Origin of the sequence: Ruegeria sp. ANG-R, from assembly GCF_000813985.1 — a bacterium.
Lineage (GTDB): Bacteria > Pseudomonadota > Alphaproteobacteria > Rhodobacterales > Rhodobacteraceae > Ruegeria.
Window position 1 is genome coordinate 287,802 of record NZ_JWLJ01000003.1, and the last position, 20,153, is coordinate 307,954.

The window sequence follows — 20,153 nt, forward strand, 5'->3', positions numbered from 1 at the left end:
ACAACGTTTAAATGTGCCGGAGGGACACAGCGTTAACCCTGCAACCCCCGCCAGTCCTTTCATTCCGACTCAGGCGGCGGAACCGCCAACCGTCAGCCCATCCATCAGAACCGTAGGCTGTCCAACGCCCACCGGCACCCACTGACCGTCCTTGCCGCACGTTCCCATGCCGGGGTCGAGTGCCATGTCGTTGCCCAATCCCCGGATGCGTTTCAGCGCCGAGGGGCCATCACCGATCAGTGTCGCTCCTTTGACAGGCGCACCTATTTTACCGTTCTCGACCCGGTATGCTTCTGTGCACGAGAACACAAACTTACCGTTGGTGATATCGACCTGACCGCCCCCAAAACCCACGGCCCAGATACCATCCTTGATATCTGCCACCAGCGAGGCCGGATCGGCATCGCCACCCAGCATGATCGTGTTGGTCATACGCGGCATAGGCTTGTGGGCATAGCTCTGCCGCCGTCCGTTTCCAGTGGGTGAAACGCCCATCAGACGCGCGTTCTGGCGGTCCTGCATATAACCGGTGAGGATACCATCTTCGATCAGAACCGTGCGCGAACTGGGGGTGCCTTCGTCATCGACGGAAATCGAGCCGCGACGGTCCGCAATCGTGCCGTCATCCACGACCGTCACGCCTTTTGAGGCGATCTGCTGCCCCATCAACCCGGCAAAGGCGGAGCTGCCCTTGCGGTTGAAATCACCCTCCAGCCCGTGGCCGATCGCTTCGTGCAGCAGAATGCCGGGCCAGCCGGGACCCAGAGCGACCTCCATCACCCCGGCGGGGGCAGGGATGGCATCCAGATTGACCATCGCAATCCGCAGCGCCTCGCGCGCTTTGTCCTGCCAATCGGCAGGATCAATCAACCCGTCCAGTCCGACACGGCCGCCGCCTCCGGCAGAGCCGCTTTCGCGCCTGCCGTCCTGTTCGACGATGACCGAGACGTTCAGCCGGGTCATCGGGCGAACATCGCGGACCTGTACACCATCGGGGCGCAGAATCTCGACCTCCTGCACTGCGGCTGCGATTGTGGCGCTGACCTGCATAACCCGGGGGTCCAGATCACGGGTGAAGGCGTCTATCTCGCGCAACGTCTCGATTTTCACGGGGAAGCTGGCGGATTCGATTGGATCTTCATCGGTATAAAGGCGCGTGTTGGTGGGCTGCGGCGCCCTAGCCAATGCGCCACCGCCGTCGCCAACCGCCAGCCGCGCAGTTTCGGCCGCGCGTTTCAGTGAAGGAATCGATACATCCGTCGAATGGGCATAACCGGCGACTTCTCCCTGAACAGCACGCAGTCCGAATCCTTCGGATGCGTCGTAGGACGCCGTGCGGAGACGGCCGTCATCGAACACAAGTGACTCGGATTTTCGCCGCTCGACAAAAAGCTCTCCGTCCTCTGCACCGTCGGTTGCAGCCTGCAAAACGGCAAGCGCTTCATCCTTCGGAAGAACGCTTTCAAAAGGGCGAAAAGGGGCCTGAGTCATCGGTTGTGACCTTTCGGGTTTGATCCAGATCAAAAATAGCGTCTGTTTGACGCAAGCATTTTGCTTTATCTACCCGACGGAATATGGTTTTTAACGCAGCCAAAGACAACGGGAGAGGTGTGGCCGATTCACATCTTTTCGCCAGGAACGCAAAGATCAAACGATCAGGACAGAAAATGAAGAATGCTTTGATGCTTTCGGGGCTGTTTACCGCCCTTTCCAGCTTGCCCGTGATGGCTCAGGACCTCAAGATCATTGGCCAGCCTGTACCGGGTGGCATGGGTTTCCAGCCAGCGGGATCGACCGAGGCGGTTAGACTCCAGAATTTGGATACGATGATTCTGGTGATCATCACGGCCATCTGTGTATTGGTCGCAGGGCTTCTGATCTATTGTATCTTGCGCTTCAATCGGCGTAGCAACCCCACACCCGCCCGTTTTTCGCATTATACACCGGTCGAAATCGCGTGGACTTTGGGGCCGATTGTCATTCTTGTTTTTATCGGTGCGTTTTCACTGCCGGTTCTGTTTAACCAGCAGGAAATTCCCGAAGGCGACATCACCATCAAGGTCGTGGGTAACCAATGGTACTGGACCTACGAATATGTCGATCACGATTTTGCCTTCGACAGCTATTTGCTGGGCCACCCGGCCACTTTGGATGAGGGCGCACGCCCGGCAGATGCGGATGTTACACCGTTTGTTCTGGACGATGCGATGCGCGCCAAGCTGACCGACGCGGGTTACAGCGAAGACGAATGGCTGTTGGCCACGGACACTGCAGTGGTTGTCCCGGTTGGTAAGATCATCGTCATGCAGGTCACGGCTTCGGATGTGATCCATTCGTGGACCATTCCGTCGTTTGGCGTAAAGCAGGACGGGGTACCGGGACGTCTGGCCGAACTGTGGTTCCGGGCCGAGCAAGAAGGTATCTATTTCGGCCAGTGCTCTGAACTGTGCGGTAAGGACCATGCCTATATGCCGATTACGGTCAAAGTGGTCAGCGAAGAGGCCTACGAACAGTGGCTGCAGGGCGCGCTGGAAGAGTATGCAGGCCAGCCTGCAACCTATCAGGTCGCCTCGAACTAAGCCCTTGGCGGCCTAGGTAAACAAATGCAGGCTGCGCGGGTTTCGCGCAGCTTTTGCCCCAGAAGGACCAAAAATGAGCGACGCAAGCTTCAATGCCAGCACCGTAGCCGCGCCCGCCCGTGCGGACGAGGCCAGCTTTGGCGATTATTTCGCCCTGCTGAAGCCACGCGTGATGTCGCTGGTCGTTTTTACTGCCTTGGTTGGACTGCTTGCAGCTCCGGTTCCTGTGCATCCTTTCGTGGGATTCTGCGCCATCCTGTTCATCGCGATAGGTGGTGGTGCATCCGGCGCGCTTAACATGTGGTGGGACGCGGATATCGACAAGGTAATGAAGCGTACAAAGGGCCGTCCGATCCCCTCCGGCAAAGTCGAAGAGGGTGAGGCGCTGGCACTGGGCCTGGCTCTGTCCGGTCTGGCGGTGATCATGCTGGGTCTGGCAACCAACTGGTTCGCAGGGGCGTTTCTGGCCTTCACCATTTTCTTCTATGTCGTTGTCTACACGATGTGGCTGAAGCGCTCGACGCCGCAGAACATCGTCATTGGTGGTGCCGCGGGGGCGTTCCCGCCGGTGATCGGATGGGTCGCGGCCACAGGTTCGATGACGCTTGAGCCGTGGTTGATGTTCGCTCTGACTTTCATGTGGACGCCGCCGCATTTCTGGGCGTTGGCGCTGTTCATGCGCTCGGACTACGACGATGCGGGCGTGCCGATGCTGACCGTCACCCACGGACGTCGTGCAACGCGGTGGCATATTCTGGTCTACACAGCTCTGCTGGCGCTGCTGGCCGTCGGTACTGCTTTTTCGGATATCGGAGGCCCGATCTACTTGGTTGTAGCTCTGGTAATGAACGCCCTGTTCCTGCGGGGCGCGTGGCAAATCTCCCGTCGAAATGAGGAAGACTCCGAAGCCGACAACTTCAAAGTCGAGCGCAACTTCTTCAAGTTGTCGCTTCTGTACCTGTTCCTGCATTTCGGCGCGATTCTGGCTGAAGCCTTGCTGAAACCCTACGGGTTCGGAGGCTGGTCATGAGCCTGCGCAAAAGCCACGAACTGCATCAGCGCCGGTTCAGCCGCAATCTGGGCGTGGGCCTGACGCTGGCCGCGTTTATCGTGATCATCTTTGGGCTGACGATCGTGAAGGTCTCGGGCACCGATTTCAACTTGGCGCCGCAAGAGGTGCAGAACTGATGGCGTTGACCGGTCCTCAGAAGACCGTTGCGCAGACGGTTGGCGTGGTTGTCCTGATGGGCAGCCTAGCTTGGGCGGCCGTCCCGTTTTATGACTGGTTCTGCCGGGTTACTGGTTTTGGCGGGACCACCGGTGTCGCCGAGGTCGCACCCGACGAGATTCTGGACCGCACCATCAAAGTGCGCTTTGATGCATCAAAAGCCAAAGACATGGCCTGGGAATTCAAGCCCGTCGAGCGCGAGATGGAAGTCCGCATCGGTGAGACCGGTCTGGCCTTCTATGAAGCATATAATCCAACCGACCGTCCGATTGCGGGACAGGCGTCATACAATGTCACCCCGTATTCTGCCGGTGGATATTTCCAGAAAATTGCCTGTTTCTGCTTCGAAGAGCAGGTTCTGCAACCCGGTGAGCGGGTTGAGATGCCGGTGACTTTCTTCGTCGACCCGGAAATGGTCGACGATCTGGAAGCCCAGTATGTGCATACGATCACTCTGTCGTATACATTCTACGAAATTGATCTGCCCGAGGGCTATGCCGCCCTTGATGTGCAGGCTGAGACAAACAAGAACTAACGCCTGTAGGTGAGGGACGCTGATGGCACACGCTAAAGACCATGACTACCACATTCTGAACCCCTCGATCTGGCCGCTCATCGGCGCGGTCAGTGGGTTTGTGATGCTGTTCGGAGCCGTTCTGTGGATGCACGGGATGACCCCGTGGATCTTCTGGATGGGGCTCGTCGGTGTTCTCTACACCATGTTCGCCTGGTGGTCCGAAGTTGTGGCTGAAAGCCGTCAGGGGGATCACACGCCGGTTGTTCGTATCGGACTGCGCTACGGGTTCATCCTGTTCATCATGTCCGAGGTAATGTTCTTCTTTGCCTGGTTCTGGTCGTTCTTCAAACATCGTATGTATCCGATGTATGACTATGCGGGCACCGAATACATTCAGCCCGCCATCCACGCGGTTGACCCGTTCCACCTGCCGCTGATCAACACGCTGGTTCTGCTGCTGTCGGGCTGTGCGATCACCTGGGCGCACCACGCGCTGGTGCATGACAACGATCGCAAGGCGCTGATCAACGGCCTGGCCATCGGTATCGTGCTGGGCATCGCCTTTACCGCGCTGCAGGCGTTTGAATACTATGAGCTGCTGGCTCATGATGGCTGGAAGTTTGGCGGCGATCAGTTCTATTCGAACTTCTTCATGGCCACCGGATTCCATGGGTTCCACGTTATCATCGGGACGATCTTCCTGTCGGTCTGCCTGATCCGCGCTCTGCGGGGCGACTTCACGCCCGAGAAGCACATCGGCTTCGAAGCGGCCGCCTGGTACTGGCACTTCGTTGACGTTGTCTGGTTGTTCCTGTTCTTCGCCGTTTACATCTGGGGGCAGGCCCCGCTGATCTAACGCCGTTCAGTGATCCAGTTGCAAAAGCCGTCCCTCGGGGCGGCTTTTCCTCTATGCGGGGCGCAAGATTGCGCCCCATACAATTGCGTGGTTGCAATTGGGCCGATGCGCGCCGTAACAAGACGCCGATTTCTGCAACAAGGTTTGGCCCCGCCATGCGCCGCATTCTGTTCCTGATGATATTTGGCCTTGCGGGCCTGGGCGTTCTGGTATCGCTTGGCGTGTGGCAGATGCAGCGGATGGCCTGGAAAGAAGGCATTCTGGCCGAGATCGACGCACGCATTGCGGCTGATCCGATTGATTTGCCGCAGACCGTCTCGGAAGCAGATGACAAGTATCTTCCCGTCACATTGTCCGGAGAGATGGAGCCAGAGGAAATCCACGTACTGGTCTCGGTCAAACAGGTTGGGGCGGGGTACCGGATCATTCAGCCCTTCAGCGTCGAAGACCGGACGGTTCTTGTGGACCGGGGTTTTGTACCGGTAACCGACAAGCAGGCCGAACGCGTGTCCGGCCCGATGGAGGTCTCAGGCAACCTTCACTGGCCTGATGAGGTCGACGGCTACACGCCCGAGCCGGACATCGACGACAATATCTGGTTTGCTCGTGACCTGCCCAATCTGGCTGCAGCATTGGGGACAGAGCCGGTGCTGCTGATCGCACGTACCGAAACCGACCCGGGTGTAACGCCTCTGCCTGTCGATACGGCGAATATCCCGAACGATCACCTGCAATACGCAATCACCTGGTTTGGTCTGGCTCTGGTCTGGGCCGCGATGACCGGGTATTTCCTGTGGCGCAACCGCGCCCCTTCTGAGAGAGAAGCGCAATGAGATACATCTCGACCCGTGGCCAAGCGCCGGAGCTGAGTTTTGAAGAGGCAATGCTGACTGGGCTGGCCCGCGACGGCGGCCTGTACCTGCCGGCTGAGATCCCGGTGATGTCGCAGGACGAAATTGCGGCGTTGGCTGGCTTGCCTTATGAAGAAATCGCGTTCCGCGTGATGTGGCCCTATGTCAGCGGATCATTCGCCGAGGATGAGTTCAGGGCGATCATCGCCCGCGCGTACGAAGGTTTCGGCCATGACGCCCGCGCGCCGTTGAAGCAACTGAACGAGAACCACTTCCTGCTGGAGCTGTTTCACGGGCCGACACTGGCCTTCAAGGACTTTGCCATGCAGCTGATTGGGCAGCTGTTTCAGGTGGCGCTGAAACGGCGCGGAGACCGGGTGACAATCGTGGGCGCGACCAGCGGTGATACCGGTTCAGCGGCCATTGAAGCGTTCCGTGGATTGGATGCAGTGGATGTATTCATCCTGTTCCCGCATGGCCGCGTGTCCGAGGTGCAGCGCCGTCAGATGACGACCCCTGCGGACGGCAATGTGCACGCGTTGGCCGTGGATGGCGACTTTGATGATTGTCAGGCTGCGCTGAAAGACATGTTCAATGATTTCGACTTCCGCGATGGCGTGAAGCTGGCGGGTGTGAACTCGATCAATTTTGCCCGCGTGTTGGCGCAAATTGTCTATTACTTCTCGGCTGCTGTCAGCCTTGGGGCGCCACATCGCAAGGTCAGCTTCACCGTGCCGACCGGCAATTTCGGTGACATCTTCGCGGGCTTCCTCGCCAAGCGCATGGGCTTGCCGATTGACCGTCTGGTCGTGGCAACCAACCAGAACGACATTCTGCATCGGTGCCTGTCGGGCGAAGGGTATTTCAAAGGTGACACGATCCCGTCGATCAGCCCGTCGATGGATATTCAGGTTAGCTCGAATTTTGAGCGTGCGCTCTACTATGCCTATGGCGAGGATGGCAGTGCCGTGGCGCAGTTGATGGACGAGCTCAGGAATGGCGGCTTCAACGTCAGCCAAGGCGCGATGGAGGCACTGCGCGAGAGCTTCGACTCGGGTCGTGTTTCTGAGGATGAGACGCTGGAGACGATCAAGAACACGCTGGCCCACAGCGCAGAACTGGTCTGCCCGCACACCGCCGTTGGTATCAAGGTTGCGCAAGAACATCGCTCCGCTGATGTGCCGATGATCACGCTGGCCACCGCACACCCGGCGAAATTCCCGGCTGCGGTCGAGAAAGCGAGCGGTGAACATCCGCCTCTTCCATCCCGCATGTCTGATCTGTATGAACGTCCGGAACGGGTGACCCGGATTGCCAACGATCTGGGTACCCTCGAGGATCATATCAGAAGGCATATCGCTGAGTGACAGTCAGACAAGACCAGCTGAAGAACGGATTTCGTATCGTCAGTGAACACATGCCGGGGCTGCAATCTGCGGCCATCGGTATCTGGGTAACCGCCGGTGGGCGGCATGAGCGGATCGAACAGAACGGGATCGCGCATTTCCTTGAACATATGGCGTTCAAGGGAACCGAGCGGCGATCCGCGCTGCAAATCGCTGAGGCGATCGAGGACGTGGGTGGATACATCAACGCATATACCTCGCGCGAGGTGACGGCCTATTACGCGCGCGTCCTGAAAGACGACGTGGCGCTGGCGATGGATGTCATCGGGGACATCGTTCTGAACCCGGTCTTCGATCCGCGCGAGATCGAGGTCGAGCGTGGCGTGATCCTTCAGGAGATCGGTCAAGCCTATGACACGCCAGACGATGTGATCTTCGACTGGCTACAGGAGCAGAGTTATCACGATCAGCCGCTTGGTCGGACCATTCTAGGTCCGTCCGAACGGGTAAGTGCATTCTCGCGCGAGGATCTGTCGGGCTTTGTGGCCGAGCATTATGGGCCAGAGCAGATGATTCTGTCTGCAGCTGGTGCGGTGGACCACGATGCGCTTATGAAAATGGCCGAAGAGATGTTTGGCCACCTGCAGCCGCGCAAAGGTCTGATCCCCGAAGTGGCGCGGTTTACTGGCGGTGAGGCGCGGCAGGAAAAAGAGCTGGAACAGGCGCATTTCGCACTGGCGCTGGAAAGCCCCGGCTATCGGGATGATGCGATCTATACGGCGCAGATCTATTCGACGGCTTTGGGCGGCGGCATGTCTTCACGCCTGTTTCAGGAAGTGCGCGAAACGCGTGGTCTCTGCTACACGATATTTGCGCAGACCGGGGCCTATGCGGATACCGGGACGACTACGATCTATGCGGGAACCTCTGCCGATCAGGTCGCAGAGCTGGCGACCATCACGATTGATGAAATGAAGCGCGCCGCCGAAGACATGAGTGCCGAAGAAGTAGCCCGCGCCCGTGCCCAGATGAAAGCCGGGATGCTGATGGGGCTGGAGAGCCCGTCGAACCGCGCGGAACGTCTGGCCCGTCTGGTGCAGATCTGGGGCCGGGTGCCTTCGCTTGAGGATACGGTCGCCAAGATCGACGCGGTCAGCACCGAGGATGTGCGCGCCTTTGCGGAACAGATGGCCGTGCAGGGCCCGGCGGCTTTGGCGCTGTACGGGCCGGTCTCGGGTGCGCCGACGCTGGCGGAACTGCAGGAGAGGCGTGCGGCTTGATGCTGTTGGGCAGACGCAAGCTGAAACTCGAAACTGAGCGGTTGAGCCTGCGCCCGCCTGTCCATTCCGATTTCAATGATTGGGCGGCGCTGCGGCGGGCGTCCCGGGAATACCTCACCCCGTGGGAGCCGGTCTGGGCCAAGGATCACCTGAGTCGCAAGTCTTTCACCAACCGCGTCTACTGGGCGCAGCGCTCGGTTGCCGGGGGGACCGCGATCCCGCTGTTCCTGTTTCGCCGTACGGATAAAGTTCTGCTGGGGGCCATCACGCTGGACAATATCCGCCGTGGCCCGGCGCAGGCCGGAACGCTGGGATACTGGACCGGGCAAGCTTTTGCTCGTCAGGGATTCATGCGCGAAGCGATTGGAGCGGTGGTTCACCACGCCTTTACCCGTCTGGATCTGAGCCGGATTGAGGCTGCTTGTCTGCCGGAGAACGAACCTTCGCGCGGGTTGTTGGAAAGCTCGGGGTTCAAATACGAAGGCGTCGCGCAGTCGTATCTGCAGATCAACGGGCGTTGGCGGACGCATGTGCTCTATGCCTCTTTGCGTTCTGATCGGCGGGGGAAGACCGACGCGGGGGAGGGGGCTCTGCCCCCGCCGCGGCAAGCCGCGACTCCCCCCGGGATATTTCAGGCCAGATGAACAAGGGGCATGACTTGAGAGCGTTCTGCGCTACACTCAGGCCATGCGCTGGTTGGTTGCGGCATTGATGGTTGTTACGAACGCGGCTGTGGCGCAGGAGCGGCGGCCCAGCCATTGCATTGCCATTGCGGATGCCGCACCTGGGATTGAGTATCTGCACAAAGCAGCCTGGCAGGACCCCGTACCTGAATTCTCGGCCCGGATCAGCTATATCGCCCATGCGTCCTTTCTGATTCAAACACGGGGCGGATTGAATGCGGTGACAGATTTCACCGGCTTTGTCGGCAGCGCCGCGTTGATCCCCGACGTGGTGACCATGAACCACGCGCATAGCACCCATTGGACCGCTCATCCCGACCCGGCGATCCCTCATGTGTTGCAAGGCTGGGGGGAATTTGGGCAGGGCATCGAGCACCACCTCGATCTGGGAGAGATGCTGGTGCGCAACGTGTCGACCGATATCCGTTCGGCCTATGGCGGGGTTGAAGAGCGCGGCAACTCGATCTTTGTGTTCGAAGTCGAAGGATTGTGCATCGGCCATCTGGGTCATCTGCATCATATCCCGTCAGACGAACAATTCGCCGCGTTGGGTCGGCTGGATGTTGTCATGGCAGCGGTTGATGGCGGAACGACCATGCCATTGCCGGAGATGATTGAGGTTTTGAAGCGTCTCAAAAGCTCGATCATCATCCCGATGCACTGGTTCTCGGGTTTTTCGCTTGAGCGGTTTCTGGTGGATATTCGTGATGAGTTCCCGGTAGAGCGGGATGGAATATCGGAGCTTGTCGTCTCATTGCGGACATTGCCTGACCGACCGACTGTGGTGGTGCTGGAGCCTCAATATCTGATTGAGCAGGAATAGGGCTTGCCGCTGCCCGTGGCCTTTGGCAGGGAAGAGAATATGAGATGGAACCCAGCCGATGACCGCTTTGCCGAAACGATTCATGCCCAACTGGGCAGCGATGTTCTGCGACCGATTGCCGAACGCTACCTTGAAGAACCACGGGGACGGTTCGTTGGACAGCCCGGATTGCTTGCCTTACCCCGAACTGTAGACGAAGTCTCAGCCTTGGTGCGAATGGCCGCCGAAGCCGGTGTGCCTGTCGTACCCTATGGTGGCGGCACCGGTCTGGTGGGGGGGCAAGTCGTTCCGGATGGTCCGACCCCGCTGATCATATCCTTGGAGCGTATGACGGCGATCCGCGCAGTTTACCCGACTGAGAACATTCTTATCGCCGAAGCCGGAGCTATTCTGGCGGATGTACAGGCTGCAGCTGACGATGCTGACCGGCTGTTCCCGCTGGCACTGGCAGCGCAAGGCTCTTGCCGGATCGGCGGCAATCTGGCCACCAATGCGGGCGGAGTGAATGTGCTGCGCTACGGCAATGCGCGAGATTTGTGTCTTGGGCTTGAGGTGGTACTGCCCAGCGGCGAAATCTGGCATGGGCTGAGCCGCCTGCGCAAAGACAACACAGGTTACGACCTGCGCAATCTGCTGATCGGGTCCGAAGGGACGCTTGGCATCATTACAGCGGCGGCGTTGAAGCTGTTCCCGAGGCCGAACAGCGTAGGGACAGCGATGTTTCAGGTTGCATCACCAGAAGCCGCCATTGATCTGCTATCGCTTTCGCGGGATCAGGTGGGTGAGGGCATCAGCTCTTTTGAGTTGATACACCGGCAGGGCCTTGATTTCCTGTCCGAAACTCTGCCCGAAGTCCGGCAACCCTTCGCTTCGCCTGCGGAATGGAACGTTTTGGTCGAATTGGGATTGTCTGCGGGTCAAAACCCCTCGGATATGCTTGAGGCGATTTTCGTGGCAGCTGAAGAACGTGGTCTCGTCAGCGATGCTGTCATTGCCCAAAGCGAGGCCCAGCGATCCGAACTCTGGGCCGTACGGGAACGTATCCCGGAGGCCAACCGGCTGATTGGGTCGGTCTCAAGCCATGATATCTCGGTTCCGATCTCCCGCATCCCTGAATTCATCCGGCGCGCTGCGGATGTGGTCGCAGGGCAAGGTCCATTTCGGGTGAATTGTTTCGGTCATCTGGGGGATGGAAATCTGCACTACAACGTGTTTCCTCCGGGGGGGAAGGATAAGGCCGACTTCGTTGAACAAAGAGGCGCGGTCAAACGCGCGGTGCATGATCTGGTGAACGAATTTGGCGGTTCGGTCAGTGCCGAGCATGGTATCGGTCGGCTGAAGACGGAAGATCTGGAACGCTATAGCGACCCGGTCAGGTTGCAAGTCATGCGAGACATCAAGGCGGCGCTCGATCCGCATGGAATCATGAATCCGGGAGTGGTTCTGGCGCGCTAGGCGCGACCCGGCCGGATACCGGATCGCGCCCTGAATTTACGACGCAGGCAGAATGACCTTGTCGATCACGTGGATCACGCCGTTCTCGGCTTCGATATCGGCTTGAACGACATTAGCATCATTCACCATCACGCCGTTGTCGAGATCGATTGTGATATCGCCACCCTGTACGGTAGCTGCGGTCATGTCGTCGGACAGATCGCCTGACATCACTTTCCCCGGTACTACATGATACGTCAGGATCGCGACCAGCTGATCCTTGTTCTCGGGTTTCAACAGACTTTCAACCGTGCCCTCAGGCAGAGCCGCAAAAGCCTCGTCCGTAGGGGCGAAAACGGTGAACGGGCCTTCGCCTTTCAGCGTATCGACCAGTTCTGCAGCCTGAACGGCAGCAACGAGAGTTTCAAAGCTCCCCGCGCTCACCGCAGTGTCCACAATGTCCTTGGCATGACCATCGGCCAGGGCCGAGGTGGTCAACAGAAAACTTGCAACTCCAGCAACAGCGAATTTGCGAAACATGACATGACTTCCCTTGTTGAGAATGCCTGAAGCGGCATCAAAAGGGATACGGCGGATCATCGCAGAAAGATCATCTGCCGTGCGTGACGCGCGCTATTGACCGATTGATGATACGCGCTAAGCTACGCGATCTTGGGAATTCCAGTCACGGTTTTGTGATCGCCGGAGGGGTCAGAGCCCCTCGAACTCGCACAACACGTGCACATCCATGCCCATGTTCTCCAGCGCCTTGCGCCCGCCCAGTTCGGGCAGATCGATGATGAAAGAGCAGGATATGATTTCACCACCCAGCCGCTCGATCAGCTTGATCCCCGCGGCAGCGGTTCCACCGGTGGCCAGCAGGTCATCTACGACCAGAATTTTCTCGCCCGGCTGGATAGCATCATCGTGGATTTCAACGATGGCTTCGCCGTACTCCAGTTTGTAATCTTGGCTAATCGTGGTGCCCGGCAGCTTGCCCTTCTTGCGGATCGGTACAAAACCGACGCTCAATTGGTGGGCAATGGCGCCACCCAGGATGAAACCGCGCGCCTCAAGACCTACAACTTTGTCGATGCGTTCACCCGCGTAAGGATGCAGCATCTGGTCGATCGCCATGCGAAACCCACGCGGATCTGCAAACAGGGTGGTCACATCGCGGAACATGATCCCCTCATGCGGGAAATCGACGATGGTCCGAATGTAATCCTTGACCGATTTGTTTCTGGACATAGGCCACCCCTTTGGCAACAAACACGCGGGGGTGTTTGGCCCATCAGGGTCGGTCATGCAAGAAATCTTTGGCGACTGCGGCTACTTGTGGCGTCTGCGCATCGCGTTGGGCAGTCCATAATAGCGATACAGAGCGTTTGGCAACCACGACAGATGTGGTTTGCGCCAGTTGCGCTGATCCCGCAGAAGAAATGCGTGTGCGGCATGAAGGTTCATTGCTATCACCTTGGTTTATTGTTATGTACCCGATATCTACAAATTCTATGCAGTGTATATACAATGCATCGCTAAGTGAATCAAGGTTTGAATAGGGTTAGGGCGCGTGACTAAGAAAGATGGAAAGAAATCCACCAAGAAAAACAGTCAGTTGGTGTTGCGTCTCGATAAAGATGAACGAGACGCTTTTGTGGAGTTGTGTAAAGAACTCGATACGTCCGCAGCGCGTGAAATCCGCCGGTTTATCCGAGGATTCATGAAAGAAAACGCAGAAGAGTGACCTTAGGCCGGGCGGCGCAGAACTGCCGTGGCGACACCCATTCCGATCAGAGTGAGACCTCCGAAGCGGGTTATGGATGTGATGACGCTCGGGCGCCCAATCATCCGACGCAACCTGTCCGCCAGCAGCGCATAGGCCAGCGCGTTCAGACCTGCGAGGCTCACAAACGTGGCAATCAGGATCGCGAATTGCGGACCCAGCGGGTCGGCGGGTCGCAGGAACTGCGGCACGAAGGCGATGAAGAACGCGATGGATTTCGGGTTCAGAGCCGTTACGGCGGCGGCATGGCCAAAGACGCTACGGGCGGTCACGTCACGCTCGGTCTTGATCGTTTGCAATCCACCAGAGGGCGCACTGCGCAGCAGTTTGACGCCCAGCCAGACCAGATAGGCTGCACCAACCCATTTCAGCACTGAAAACAGCGTGGCCGAAGCCAGCACCAGCGCACCCAAGCCCAACAGCGAGGCGGTCATCGCCACCAGATCACCCAGTGCGACCCCCGTGGCCGATGCCACAGCGACGCTGCGTCCTTTCGACAACGCGTAGCTGAGCACCAACAAAACGGTCGGGCCGGGGATCAGCAGCAGAGCGGTGGAAGCGGCCACAAAGGCCAGCCAGATTTCAAATGACATGGTTCATCCTATCAGTGCGTTTCCCACACCAAGCCCGCGCGCGGCGCCAAGGTCAACCCTTTGCGCGTTCGGTCACACGCCGCATGAGCGCTTCCAACGGACCGCGCTTGAACTTTCGGAACCACAGACGCGCAAACAACGAAGACAGCGCGCAGAACAGCAGTGCGTACCAAACGATTTGCGGAGCGGATAGCGATCCGTCCAAAAGCCCGGCTTCCTCCAGCAGTCCCATGCCGATGAGGATATGTGCCATGTAAAGCGTCAGGCTTTGCCGCCCCGGTGCGGTCAGAAACGGGGCGATGCGTATGCGTTCAATCAATGGCCAGAGTTTCAGCGACAACCCGATTACCACACAGGCCGTTCCGGTTCCGGCAAGTATATAGAACGGGCCGGGCGGAATGGATTCCGTCCCCAGATAGGCCACCAGATCAGGGTCCGAGACCATCATTTGCGGAAACAATGCCAACACCGCCGCACCAAACCCCCACATGATCAACCTGTGCTGGATGCAAAGCGTATGAAGTTCAGACCGACCGATTGCCATCCCGATCAACAGGAAAGCGGCCCAGGGCAATACCGGGTGCCAACCATTGAACAGCGCGTTGCGCAGGAAACCGGGCAGGGTCCAGAGGTCGGTGTAGATTAGCGCGTCCCAGTCCCAGCCCTGGTCGTAATCCAAGATCAGATTGGCGATCACCGACAGTATGACGATCCCCAACGCTCCCAGCCATAACCCTCGCTGTGAGGCCGACAGAAACGCTGCCCCCACCACGAAATAGAGCGCGTAGAAATGCAGGATGTCGGCGTCGAATATCGTCATGTTGATCAGGCCGATCACAAACAGAAATGCAGCGCGGCGCAGCAGTAATCCGGCTGGGATACGCGACAATCCGATACCGACACCCGCAAGCACAACAAACAAAGCTGCTGCGCGCCCCTCTAGCGCGTCGATCAATATCGAAGCCCAGTCACGGCCCGGTGCAACCTCGGCCGCGATGCGGAAGTTAACCAGAACCATACCGCAAAAGGCCAGAAACCGGGCCGCGTCCAGCGCATCTAGTCGTTTCATCTGGCCTCTCATTCTGGTCGGCGGGATCGCTAAGTAGTTGCTCTTTCGCCAATAATCAGGGCCAACATGGCGGGGCATCGGTGCGTTTCAATGGTTGTAAAGCGCAAAAACGCCACGATCTGGCATTGCAGCAACAGGTTTAAGATTGGATGAAGGTTGGCTCACGTATCTTGAAACGCAACCAAGAGCCCCCACACTCGCATCACGACCCGAAGGAGCGACCAATGGTTCAGACCCAACACGCAAACGCTGATGCGGACACCGTCCACACCGGTATCGAGCGCGTAACAAGCGTTTTGGTCGGCCTTCTGATGGTCGGGGCAATCATTTATGCAGGCATCGTTGGTTATATGTTCCTTAACCAGCAATCCCTACTTTACAAACCTGAAGGCGAGTTGCCCGATCCGGCCAGCGTGGGATTGGCGGATGTCGATGTGCTGTCGCTACCAATGTCCGACGGAACCGTCCTGACGGCCTGGGCGGCGCCCGCCGCAACCCAGGATGCGCCGACGGTTCTATTCTTTCACGGACAAAGCGGCAATCTGGGTGACCGCGCTGATCGGCTGCGTGAGATACTCAATTCAGGTTACGGGCTGCTTGCCCCCAGCTATCGCGGTTTTCCCGGCAGCGAGGGCGAGCCGTCGGAACTGGCGCTGATTTCTGATGGCATTCAACTTTTCGACAGGCTGGCCAGAGATGGGGACGCCGTGGTTCTGCACGGTCAGAGCCTTGGAACAGGCATTGCCGCCGCCGTGGCCGAACAACGGCCCGCTGCAGAACTGTTGGTGCTTGAGGCTCCGTTCACCGCGACTGTGGATGTGGCAGCGGAACGGTATCCCTTTCTTCCGGTCTCTGCTCTGATGAAAGACCAGTTCGCCACGCGCGACCTGATCGAACGCATCACGGTGCCCACATTGATCTTCCATGGAACCGAGGACGAAACCATCCCTCTCCACCACGGACAGAATCTGGCTGCCCTGTCCGACACGGCGCAGCTGTATGTAGTGCCAGATGGTACCCATAACGATCTTTGGTCGCATGGCCTGTGGGATGACGTGCACCAATACCTGTCGCGGGATTGACCTCAGAGCACCCGTCCGGCCACCGCATCCAGCTTGGCCAACAAGGCCGGGTCGCGCTTTTCCGGGGCGGTCAGGATGGCATATTCCAGCGCCCGGTCGCAGCCATGCGGGCATGGCAGGCGATCGGTTCCCAATAAGGCAGGCAGGCCCTTGACCAGCGCCCGACCTTTTTCCGCATTACCTGTCAGCGTGGCGATGATGGCCGTCACGTCGACTTCGCCGTGATCCGGGTGCCAGCTGTCATAGTCGGTGACCATGGCGATCGAGGCATAGCAAAGCTCGGCCTCTCGGGCCAATTTCGCCTCGGGCATGTTGGTCATGCCAATCACGTCGCAGCCCCAGTGTTCCCGGTACATTTTCGATTCCGCCAATGACGAGAACTGCGGCCCTTCCATCGCCAGATAAGTTCCACCCCGGTGAATAGTGATGCCAGCGGTCTTGCCGGCGGTTTCACAGGCATCCGACAGGCGCGGGCAGGTCGGATGCGCAACACTGACATGGGCGACGCATCCGGTGCCGAAGAAGCTTTTGTCCCGCGCAAAGGTTCGGTCGATGAACTGATCCACCACCACGAAATCGCCCGGCGCCATATGTTCACGGAACGACCCACAAGCCGAGACCGAGATCACATCCGTCGCACCCAGCCGTTTCAACGCGTCGATATTGGCGCGATAAGGCACTTCGGTCGGTGAGTGCACATGACCGCGTCCGTGACGCGGCAGAAAGGCCATCTCGACACCGTCCAGCGACCCGGTCAGAATTTGATCCGAAGGGGTGCCCCAGGGCGTTTCCACCGTGACCCACTCGGCATTTTCCAGACCGTCGATGTCATAAATGCCTGATCCTCCGACAACGGCGATTTTGGTTTGGGTCACGATTGTTCTCCGCTGAAAATTCCTGCTGACTGAGTTCTGCGGCCCGCGGTCGCTTTTGACAAGTGGCTTCAACGGTTTGTGTGATTTTGGCATGAGTTATGCGTTAAGTGCATATCAGGGTCCCGCCGGGCGCGGTATCTCAACACGCGTTTGACCGCTAGAAGGCCCCTTTCGCGCGAACATAACCGACCGTCAGGACCGATCCATGCCCCGAGCCTTGCTGGCAAGCTTTGCCAATCGCCTAGCCATACCCGATCTGCGCTGGATGCCCGACGAAGGCTTCACCATATCCCGCATCCGGATCGAACTGCTGTCGGGCCTGACAGTCGCGCTGGCGCTGGTGCCCGAGGCCGTGGCTTTTGCCTTTGTGGCCGGGGTGCATCCTCTGGTCGGGCTGTACGCGGCGTTTCTGGTGGGCCTGATCACGGCGCTGATCGGTGGCCGTCCGGGCATGATTTCGGGCGCAACGGGCGCTCTGGCCGTGGTCATGGTGGCATTGGTGGCACAGCACGGGGTCGAATACCTGTTCGCAACGGTGGTGCTGATGGGGATCATGCAGATCATCGCAGGTGCGATGCACTGGGGGCGGTTCATACGCCTAGTACCGCATCCGGTGATGCTCGGTTTTGTGAACGGTCTGGCGATCGTGATTTTTCTGGCTCAGATGGGCCAGTTCAAGGTCCCTGGCACCATGGAAAACACCGGACACGGCATGAGCGGTGGGGAATGGCTTTCCGGTATGCAGCTTTATACGATGCTGGGTCTGGTGGCGCTGACCATGGCCGTGATCTGGGTCATGCCGCGCATCACACGCATCGTCCCCGCCCCCCTGGCCGGGATCGTCGTTGTCGCTGCGCTGGTCATCGGCATGGGGCTGGACGTGCCCCGCGTTGGTGATCTGGCTTCGATCGAAGGTGGCTTGCCCAGCTTCCATATCCCGATGGTGCCGCTGAACTGGGAGACCTTCGAGATTATCCTGCCCTACGCCCTGATCCTTGCCGCCATCGGCCTGATCGAATCCCTGCTGACCCTGAATCTGGTTGGTGAGATCACCGGCAAACGCGGTGGCGCCTCGCAGGAATGTATCGCGCAAGGCACAGCCAACGTCGTCACCGGGTTCTTCGGCGGCATGGGAGGCTGCGCCATGATCGGCCAGTCGATGATCAATGTGAAATCCGGAGGGCGTACCCGCATCGCGGGCATCGCCGCTGCATTGTTCCTGCTGCTGTTCATCCTCGTCGGCTCACCCTTGATCGAGCAAATCCCGCTGGCGGCTTTGGTGGGCGTGATGTTCATGGTGGTGATCGGAACCTTCGCCTGGAACTCGCTGAAGATTATGCGCAAGGTGCCCATGACCGATGCGTTCGTCATCGTGCTGGTAACAGTCGTCACCGTGATGGAAGACCTTGCGGTTGCGGTTGTTGTCGGCGTCATTGTCTCGGCTCTGGCCTACGCCTGGAACAACGCGAAACGCATCCACGCCGTCACCCGCGACTCGGAAACGGAAGAGGGCGCCAAAGTTTATGAAATCCAGGGCCCGTTGTTCTTCGGGTCTTCCGAAGGCTTTGTCGAACTGTTTGATGTTCCGAATGACCCCGAGACCGTGATTATCGATTTCGCAGCCAGCCGTGTTGTCGATCAGTCCGCGCTTCAGGCCATCGAGAATATCGCCTGTAAATACGAGGCAGCGGACAAACGCGTCATGCTGAGACATCTGAGTCGCGATTGCCACAAGCTGCTGAACAAAGCGGGCCACCTGATGGTCGATAGCGATGACGACCCCGATTACGCGCTGGCGGTGGATTATTCGGTCCGGACCGGCATTCTGGGCGGTCACTGAATCTTTTGCGAGGCTCTGCCTCGCGCTCCGGGATATTTTGGGCCAGATGAAGAATAGCCCCCTGCTTCATCTGGCTTTAAATATCCCGGGGGAGTCGCCCGAAGGGCGGCGGGGGCTGGCCCCCGTTCTCATCGCTTCAGTCATCGGGACGGTTAAGCGAGAACAGTTCTTCTACGACCGAGTAATCCCGATAGCCCAACCGCGCCAACGGTCTGAAAGACGTCACATCGAACTTCCCATCCCGGACATGATCGTCATGCAGATGTATACCGGTGACCTCGCCGAATACCACTCGGTTGGCGTCGCCGGGTAGGGTTACGATCCGTGTTAGCTTGCATTCAAGCGCGGCGGGCGCGCCTTCGACCCGCGCGCAGGCGATTGTCTCGCATTCCACCGGTGTCAGCCCTGCATGATCGAACTCATCGATGTGTTTGGGCAGACCTTCCGAACTTGCGTTCATCGCGTCGCGATGAGCGTAGCCCACGATATTGACGCAGAATACGCCCGTCGCCTCAATATTGGCGATGCTGTCTTTGCCGCCGACCTGATCGTGTTTCGACCCCGTGGTGGCAAACATAACCTGCGGCGGCGTGTAGGCGACACCATTAAAGAACGAGTAGGGAGCCAGATTGTTGATTCCCCCGGCGTCGCGCGTCGCAATCCAGCCGATAGGGCGCGGCGTGATGATGGCGTTGAATGGGTTGTGGGGCAAACCGTGGCCGTCTTCAGGGCGATAGAACATCTGGTCTCCAAGCGTTTGCCCAAGGCGTATCGAAGTGCTAGGGCGAATTCCAGCAAGGAAATGAGGCTGGCGTGCAGCAATTCAATATCAGGCCAGAAACGTCCGAGGACTGGTGGGAGGTCGAGGCTCTCTATGACCTGTGTTTTGCACCGGGGCGAGAGGCGCTTTCATCGTATCGTCTGCGTGACGACGTGCCGCCGGTTGCCGGTTTGTCTCTGGTGGCGCGTGACGGGCAGGGTATTCTGGCCGGTGCGATCCGGTTCTGGCCCGTGCATGTTGGCGCACATGATGCTTTGCTGCTGGGTCCGGTTGCAGTCCACCCGACGCATCAGGGCGAAGGGTTGGGTGGGTATCTGATTCACCAAGGTGTCGATGCCGGACGTGCCAAAGGCTGGGACCGTGTTATGTTGGTCGGTGATGCGCCGTATTATGCCCGGTTCGGGTTCACCCCGTTGGCGGGCGTGGAGATGCCTCCGCCCACAAACCCCGATCGCGTTCTGGGGTTGGAGCTGACCTCCGGTGTTTGGTCCGGAATTCAGGGGCTTGTCACCCGCTGGACGCGCTGACCC

At 58.8% G+C, this 20,153-nt stretch carries 23 protein-coding genes; 15 read left to right on the forward strand and 8 right to left on the reverse strand.

What is annotated here, in order from left to right; all coding sequences use genetic code 11:
* Positions 1 to 69: 69 nt before the first annotated feature.
* Positions 70 to 1,491 (reverse strand): metalloprotease TldD, encoded by a 1,422-nt coding sequence (gene tldD / locus RA27_RS11730; RefSeq protein ID WP_039539068.1) that lies wholly within the window; start codon positions 1,489 to 1,491, stop codon positions 70 to 72.
* A 176-nt stretch (positions 1,492 to 1,667) separates the two neighbouring features.
* Between tldD and coxB the strand changes: the two genes are divergently transcribed.
* The 11 genes from coxB (at position 1,668) to RA27_RS11780 (ending at position 11,618) form a co-directional block, all read left to right on the forward strand.
* Positions 1,668 to 2,579 carry a cytochrome c oxidase subunit II gene (gene coxB / locus RA27_RS11735; protein ID WP_039539071.1) on the forward strand — a complete coding sequence of 304 codons (912 nt, stop codon included), beginning with the start codon at positions 1,668 to 1,670 and terminating at the stop codon, positions 2,577 to 2,579.
* A 73-nt stretch (positions 2,580 to 2,652) separates the two neighbouring features.
* Positions 2,653 to 3,609 carry a heme o synthase gene (cyoE, locus tag RA27_RS11740; protein WP_039538912.1) on the forward strand — a complete coding sequence of 319 codons (957 nt, stop codon included), beginning with the start codon at positions 2,653 to 2,655 and terminating at the stop codon, positions 3,607 to 3,609.
* Positions 3,606 to 3,767 carry a hypothetical protein gene (locus RA27_RS24390; protein ID WP_193746506.1) on the forward strand — a complete coding sequence of 54 codons (162 nt, stop codon included), beginning with the start codon at positions 3,606 to 3,608 and terminating at the stop codon, positions 3,765 to 3,767. Before cyoE ends, RA27_RS24390 begins: the two co-directional genes overlap by 4 nt.
* Positions 3,767 to 4,342 (forward strand): cytochrome c oxidase assembly protein, encoded by a 576-nt coding sequence (locus RA27_RS11745; RefSeq protein ID WP_039538914.1) that lies wholly within the window; start codon positions 3,767 to 3,769, stop codon positions 4,340 to 4,342. Before RA27_RS24390 ends, RA27_RS11745 begins: the two co-directional genes overlap by 1 nt.
* A 22-nt stretch (positions 4,343 to 4,364) precedes the next feature.
* The gene (locus tag RA27_RS11750; protein ID WP_039538916.1) at positions 4,365 to 5,180 is read left to right on the forward strand and encodes a cytochrome c oxidase subunit 3; all 816 of its coding nucleotides are present in this window, start codon (positions 4,365 to 4,367) and stop codon (positions 5,178 to 5,180) included.
* 155 nt (positions 5,181 to 5,335) lie between these two features.
* Positions 5,336 to 6,013 carry an SURF1 family protein gene (locus RA27_RS11755; protein WP_039539074.1) on the forward strand — a complete coding sequence of 226 codons (678 nt, stop codon included), beginning with the start codon at positions 5,336 to 5,338 and terminating at the stop codon, positions 6,011 to 6,013.
* A complete protein-coding gene (gene thrC, locus RA27_RS11760) occupies positions 6,010 to 7,398 on the forward strand; it encodes a threonine synthase (RefSeq protein ID WP_039538917.1) in 1,389 nt (462 codons plus the stop codon). The genes RA27_RS11755 and thrC overlap by 4 nt, the downstream gene beginning before the upstream one ends.
* Positions 7,395 to 8,657 (forward strand): pitrilysin family protein, encoded by a 1,263-nt coding sequence (locus RA27_RS11765; RefSeq protein WP_039538919.1) that lies wholly within the window; start codon positions 7,395 to 7,397, stop codon positions 8,655 to 8,657. The genes thrC and RA27_RS11765 overlap by 4 nt, the downstream gene beginning before the upstream one ends.
* Entirely contained in the window at positions 8,657 to 9,301 is a 645-nt protein-coding gene (locus RA27_RS11770) for a GNAT family protein (protein WP_052265267.1), read from the forward strand. Before RA27_RS11765 ends, RA27_RS11770 begins: the two co-directional genes overlap by 1 nt.
* Positions 9,302 to 9,344: 43 nt before the next feature.
* Entirely contained in the window at positions 9,345 to 10,163 is an 819-nt protein-coding gene (locus RA27_RS11775; RefSeq protein ID WP_039538922.1) for an MBL fold metallo-hydrolase, read from the forward strand.
* A 39-nt stretch (positions 10,164 to 10,202) separates the two neighbouring features.
* On the forward strand, positions 10,203 to 11,618 hold the full coding sequence (locus tag RA27_RS11780) for an FAD-binding oxidoreductase (protein ID WP_039538923.1): 1,416 nt from the start codon (positions 10,203 to 10,205) through the stop codon (positions 11,616 to 11,618).
* Between the two features lie 36 nt (positions 11,619 to 11,654).
* Here RA27_RS11780 and RA27_RS11785 read toward each other — a convergent pair whose 3' ends face one another.
* The 3 genes from RA27_RS11785 to RA27_RS24900 all read right to left on the reverse strand — a co-directional run bounded on the left by RA27_RS11785 (position 11,655) and on the right by RA27_RS24900 (position 13,064).
* Positions 11,655 to 12,137 (reverse strand): fasciclin domain-containing protein, encoded by a 483-nt coding sequence (locus RA27_RS11785; protein ID WP_039539078.1) that lies wholly within the window; start codon positions 12,135 to 12,137, stop codon positions 11,655 to 11,657.
* A gap of 171 nt (positions 12,138 to 12,308) precedes the next feature.
* On the reverse strand, positions 12,309 to 12,848 hold the full coding sequence (locus RA27_RS11790; RefSeq protein WP_039538925.1) for an adenine phosphoribosyltransferase: 540 nt from the start codon (positions 12,846 to 12,848) through the stop codon (positions 12,309 to 12,311).
* A gap of 81 nt (positions 12,849 to 12,929) precedes the next feature.
* The gene (locus RA27_RS24900) at positions 12,930 to 13,064 is read right to left on the reverse strand and encodes a hypothetical protein (RefSeq protein WP_255353522.1); all 135 of its coding nucleotides are present in this window, start codon (positions 13,062 to 13,064) and stop codon (positions 12,930 to 12,932) included.
* A 106-nt stretch (positions 13,065 to 13,170) separates the two neighbouring features.
* On the opposite strand from RA27_RS24900, the gene RA27_RS24395 reads away from it, so the two are divergent.
* Positions 13,171 to 13,344, forward strand: a complete 174-nt coding sequence (locus RA27_RS24395) for a hypothetical protein (protein ID WP_193746507.1) — start codon at positions 13,171 to 13,173, stop codon at positions 13,342 to 13,344.
* Positions 13,345 to 13,346: 2 nt separating this feature from the next.
* Here RA27_RS24395 and RA27_RS11795 read toward each other — a convergent pair whose 3' ends face one another.
* A complete protein-coding gene (locus RA27_RS11795; RefSeq protein WP_039538927.1) occupies positions 13,347 to 13,976 on the reverse strand; it encodes a LysE family translocator in 630 nt (209 codons plus the stop codon).
* A 52-nt stretch (positions 13,977 to 14,028) separates the two neighbouring features.
* Positions 14,029 to 15,045 carry a DUF418 domain-containing protein gene (locus RA27_RS11800; RefSeq protein WP_052265268.1) on the reverse strand — a complete coding sequence of 339 codons (1,017 nt, stop codon included), beginning with the start codon at positions 15,043 to 15,045 and terminating at the stop codon, positions 14,029 to 14,031.
* A 224-nt stretch (positions 15,046 to 15,269) separates the two neighbouring features.
* Here RA27_RS11800 and RA27_RS11805 point away from each other — a divergent pair, with 224 nt between their 5' ends.
* A complete protein-coding gene (locus RA27_RS11805; protein ID WP_039538930.1) occupies positions 15,270 to 16,127 on the forward strand; it encodes an alpha/beta hydrolase in 858 nt (285 codons plus the stop codon).
* Positions 16,128 to 16,129: 2 nt separating this feature from the next.
* On the opposite strand, the gene RA27_RS11810 is transcribed toward RA27_RS11805, so the two are convergent.
* Positions 16,130 to 17,002, reverse strand: a complete 873-nt coding sequence (locus RA27_RS11810; RefSeq protein WP_039538932.1) for an S-methyl-5'-thioadenosine phosphorylase — start codon at positions 17,000 to 17,002, stop codon at positions 16,130 to 16,132.
* 205 nt (positions 17,003 to 17,207) lie between these two features.
* On the opposite strand from RA27_RS11810, the gene RA27_RS11815 reads away from it, so the two are divergent.
* Positions 17,208 to 18,842, forward strand: coding sequence for a SulP family inorganic anion transporter (locus RA27_RS11815; RefSeq protein WP_039538933.1), 1,635 nt, complete (start codon positions 17,208 to 17,210; stop codon positions 18,840 to 18,842).
* 136 nt (positions 18,843 to 18,978) lie between these two features.
* Here RA27_RS11815 and RA27_RS11820 read toward each other — a convergent pair whose 3' ends face one another.
* Positions 18,979 to 19,584, reverse strand: coding sequence for a flavin reductase family protein (locus tag RA27_RS11820; protein ID WP_039538935.1), 606 nt, complete (start codon positions 19,582 to 19,584; stop codon positions 18,979 to 18,981).
* A gap of 71 nt (positions 19,585 to 19,655) precedes the next feature.
* Here RA27_RS11820 and RA27_RS11825 point away from each other — a divergent pair, with 71 nt between their 5' ends.
* On the forward strand, positions 19,656 to 20,150 hold the full coding sequence (locus RA27_RS11825; protein WP_039538937.1) for an N-acetyltransferase: 495 nt from the start codon (positions 19,656 to 19,658) through the stop codon (positions 20,148 to 20,150).
* Positions 20,151 to 20,153 lie beyond the last annotated feature (3 nt).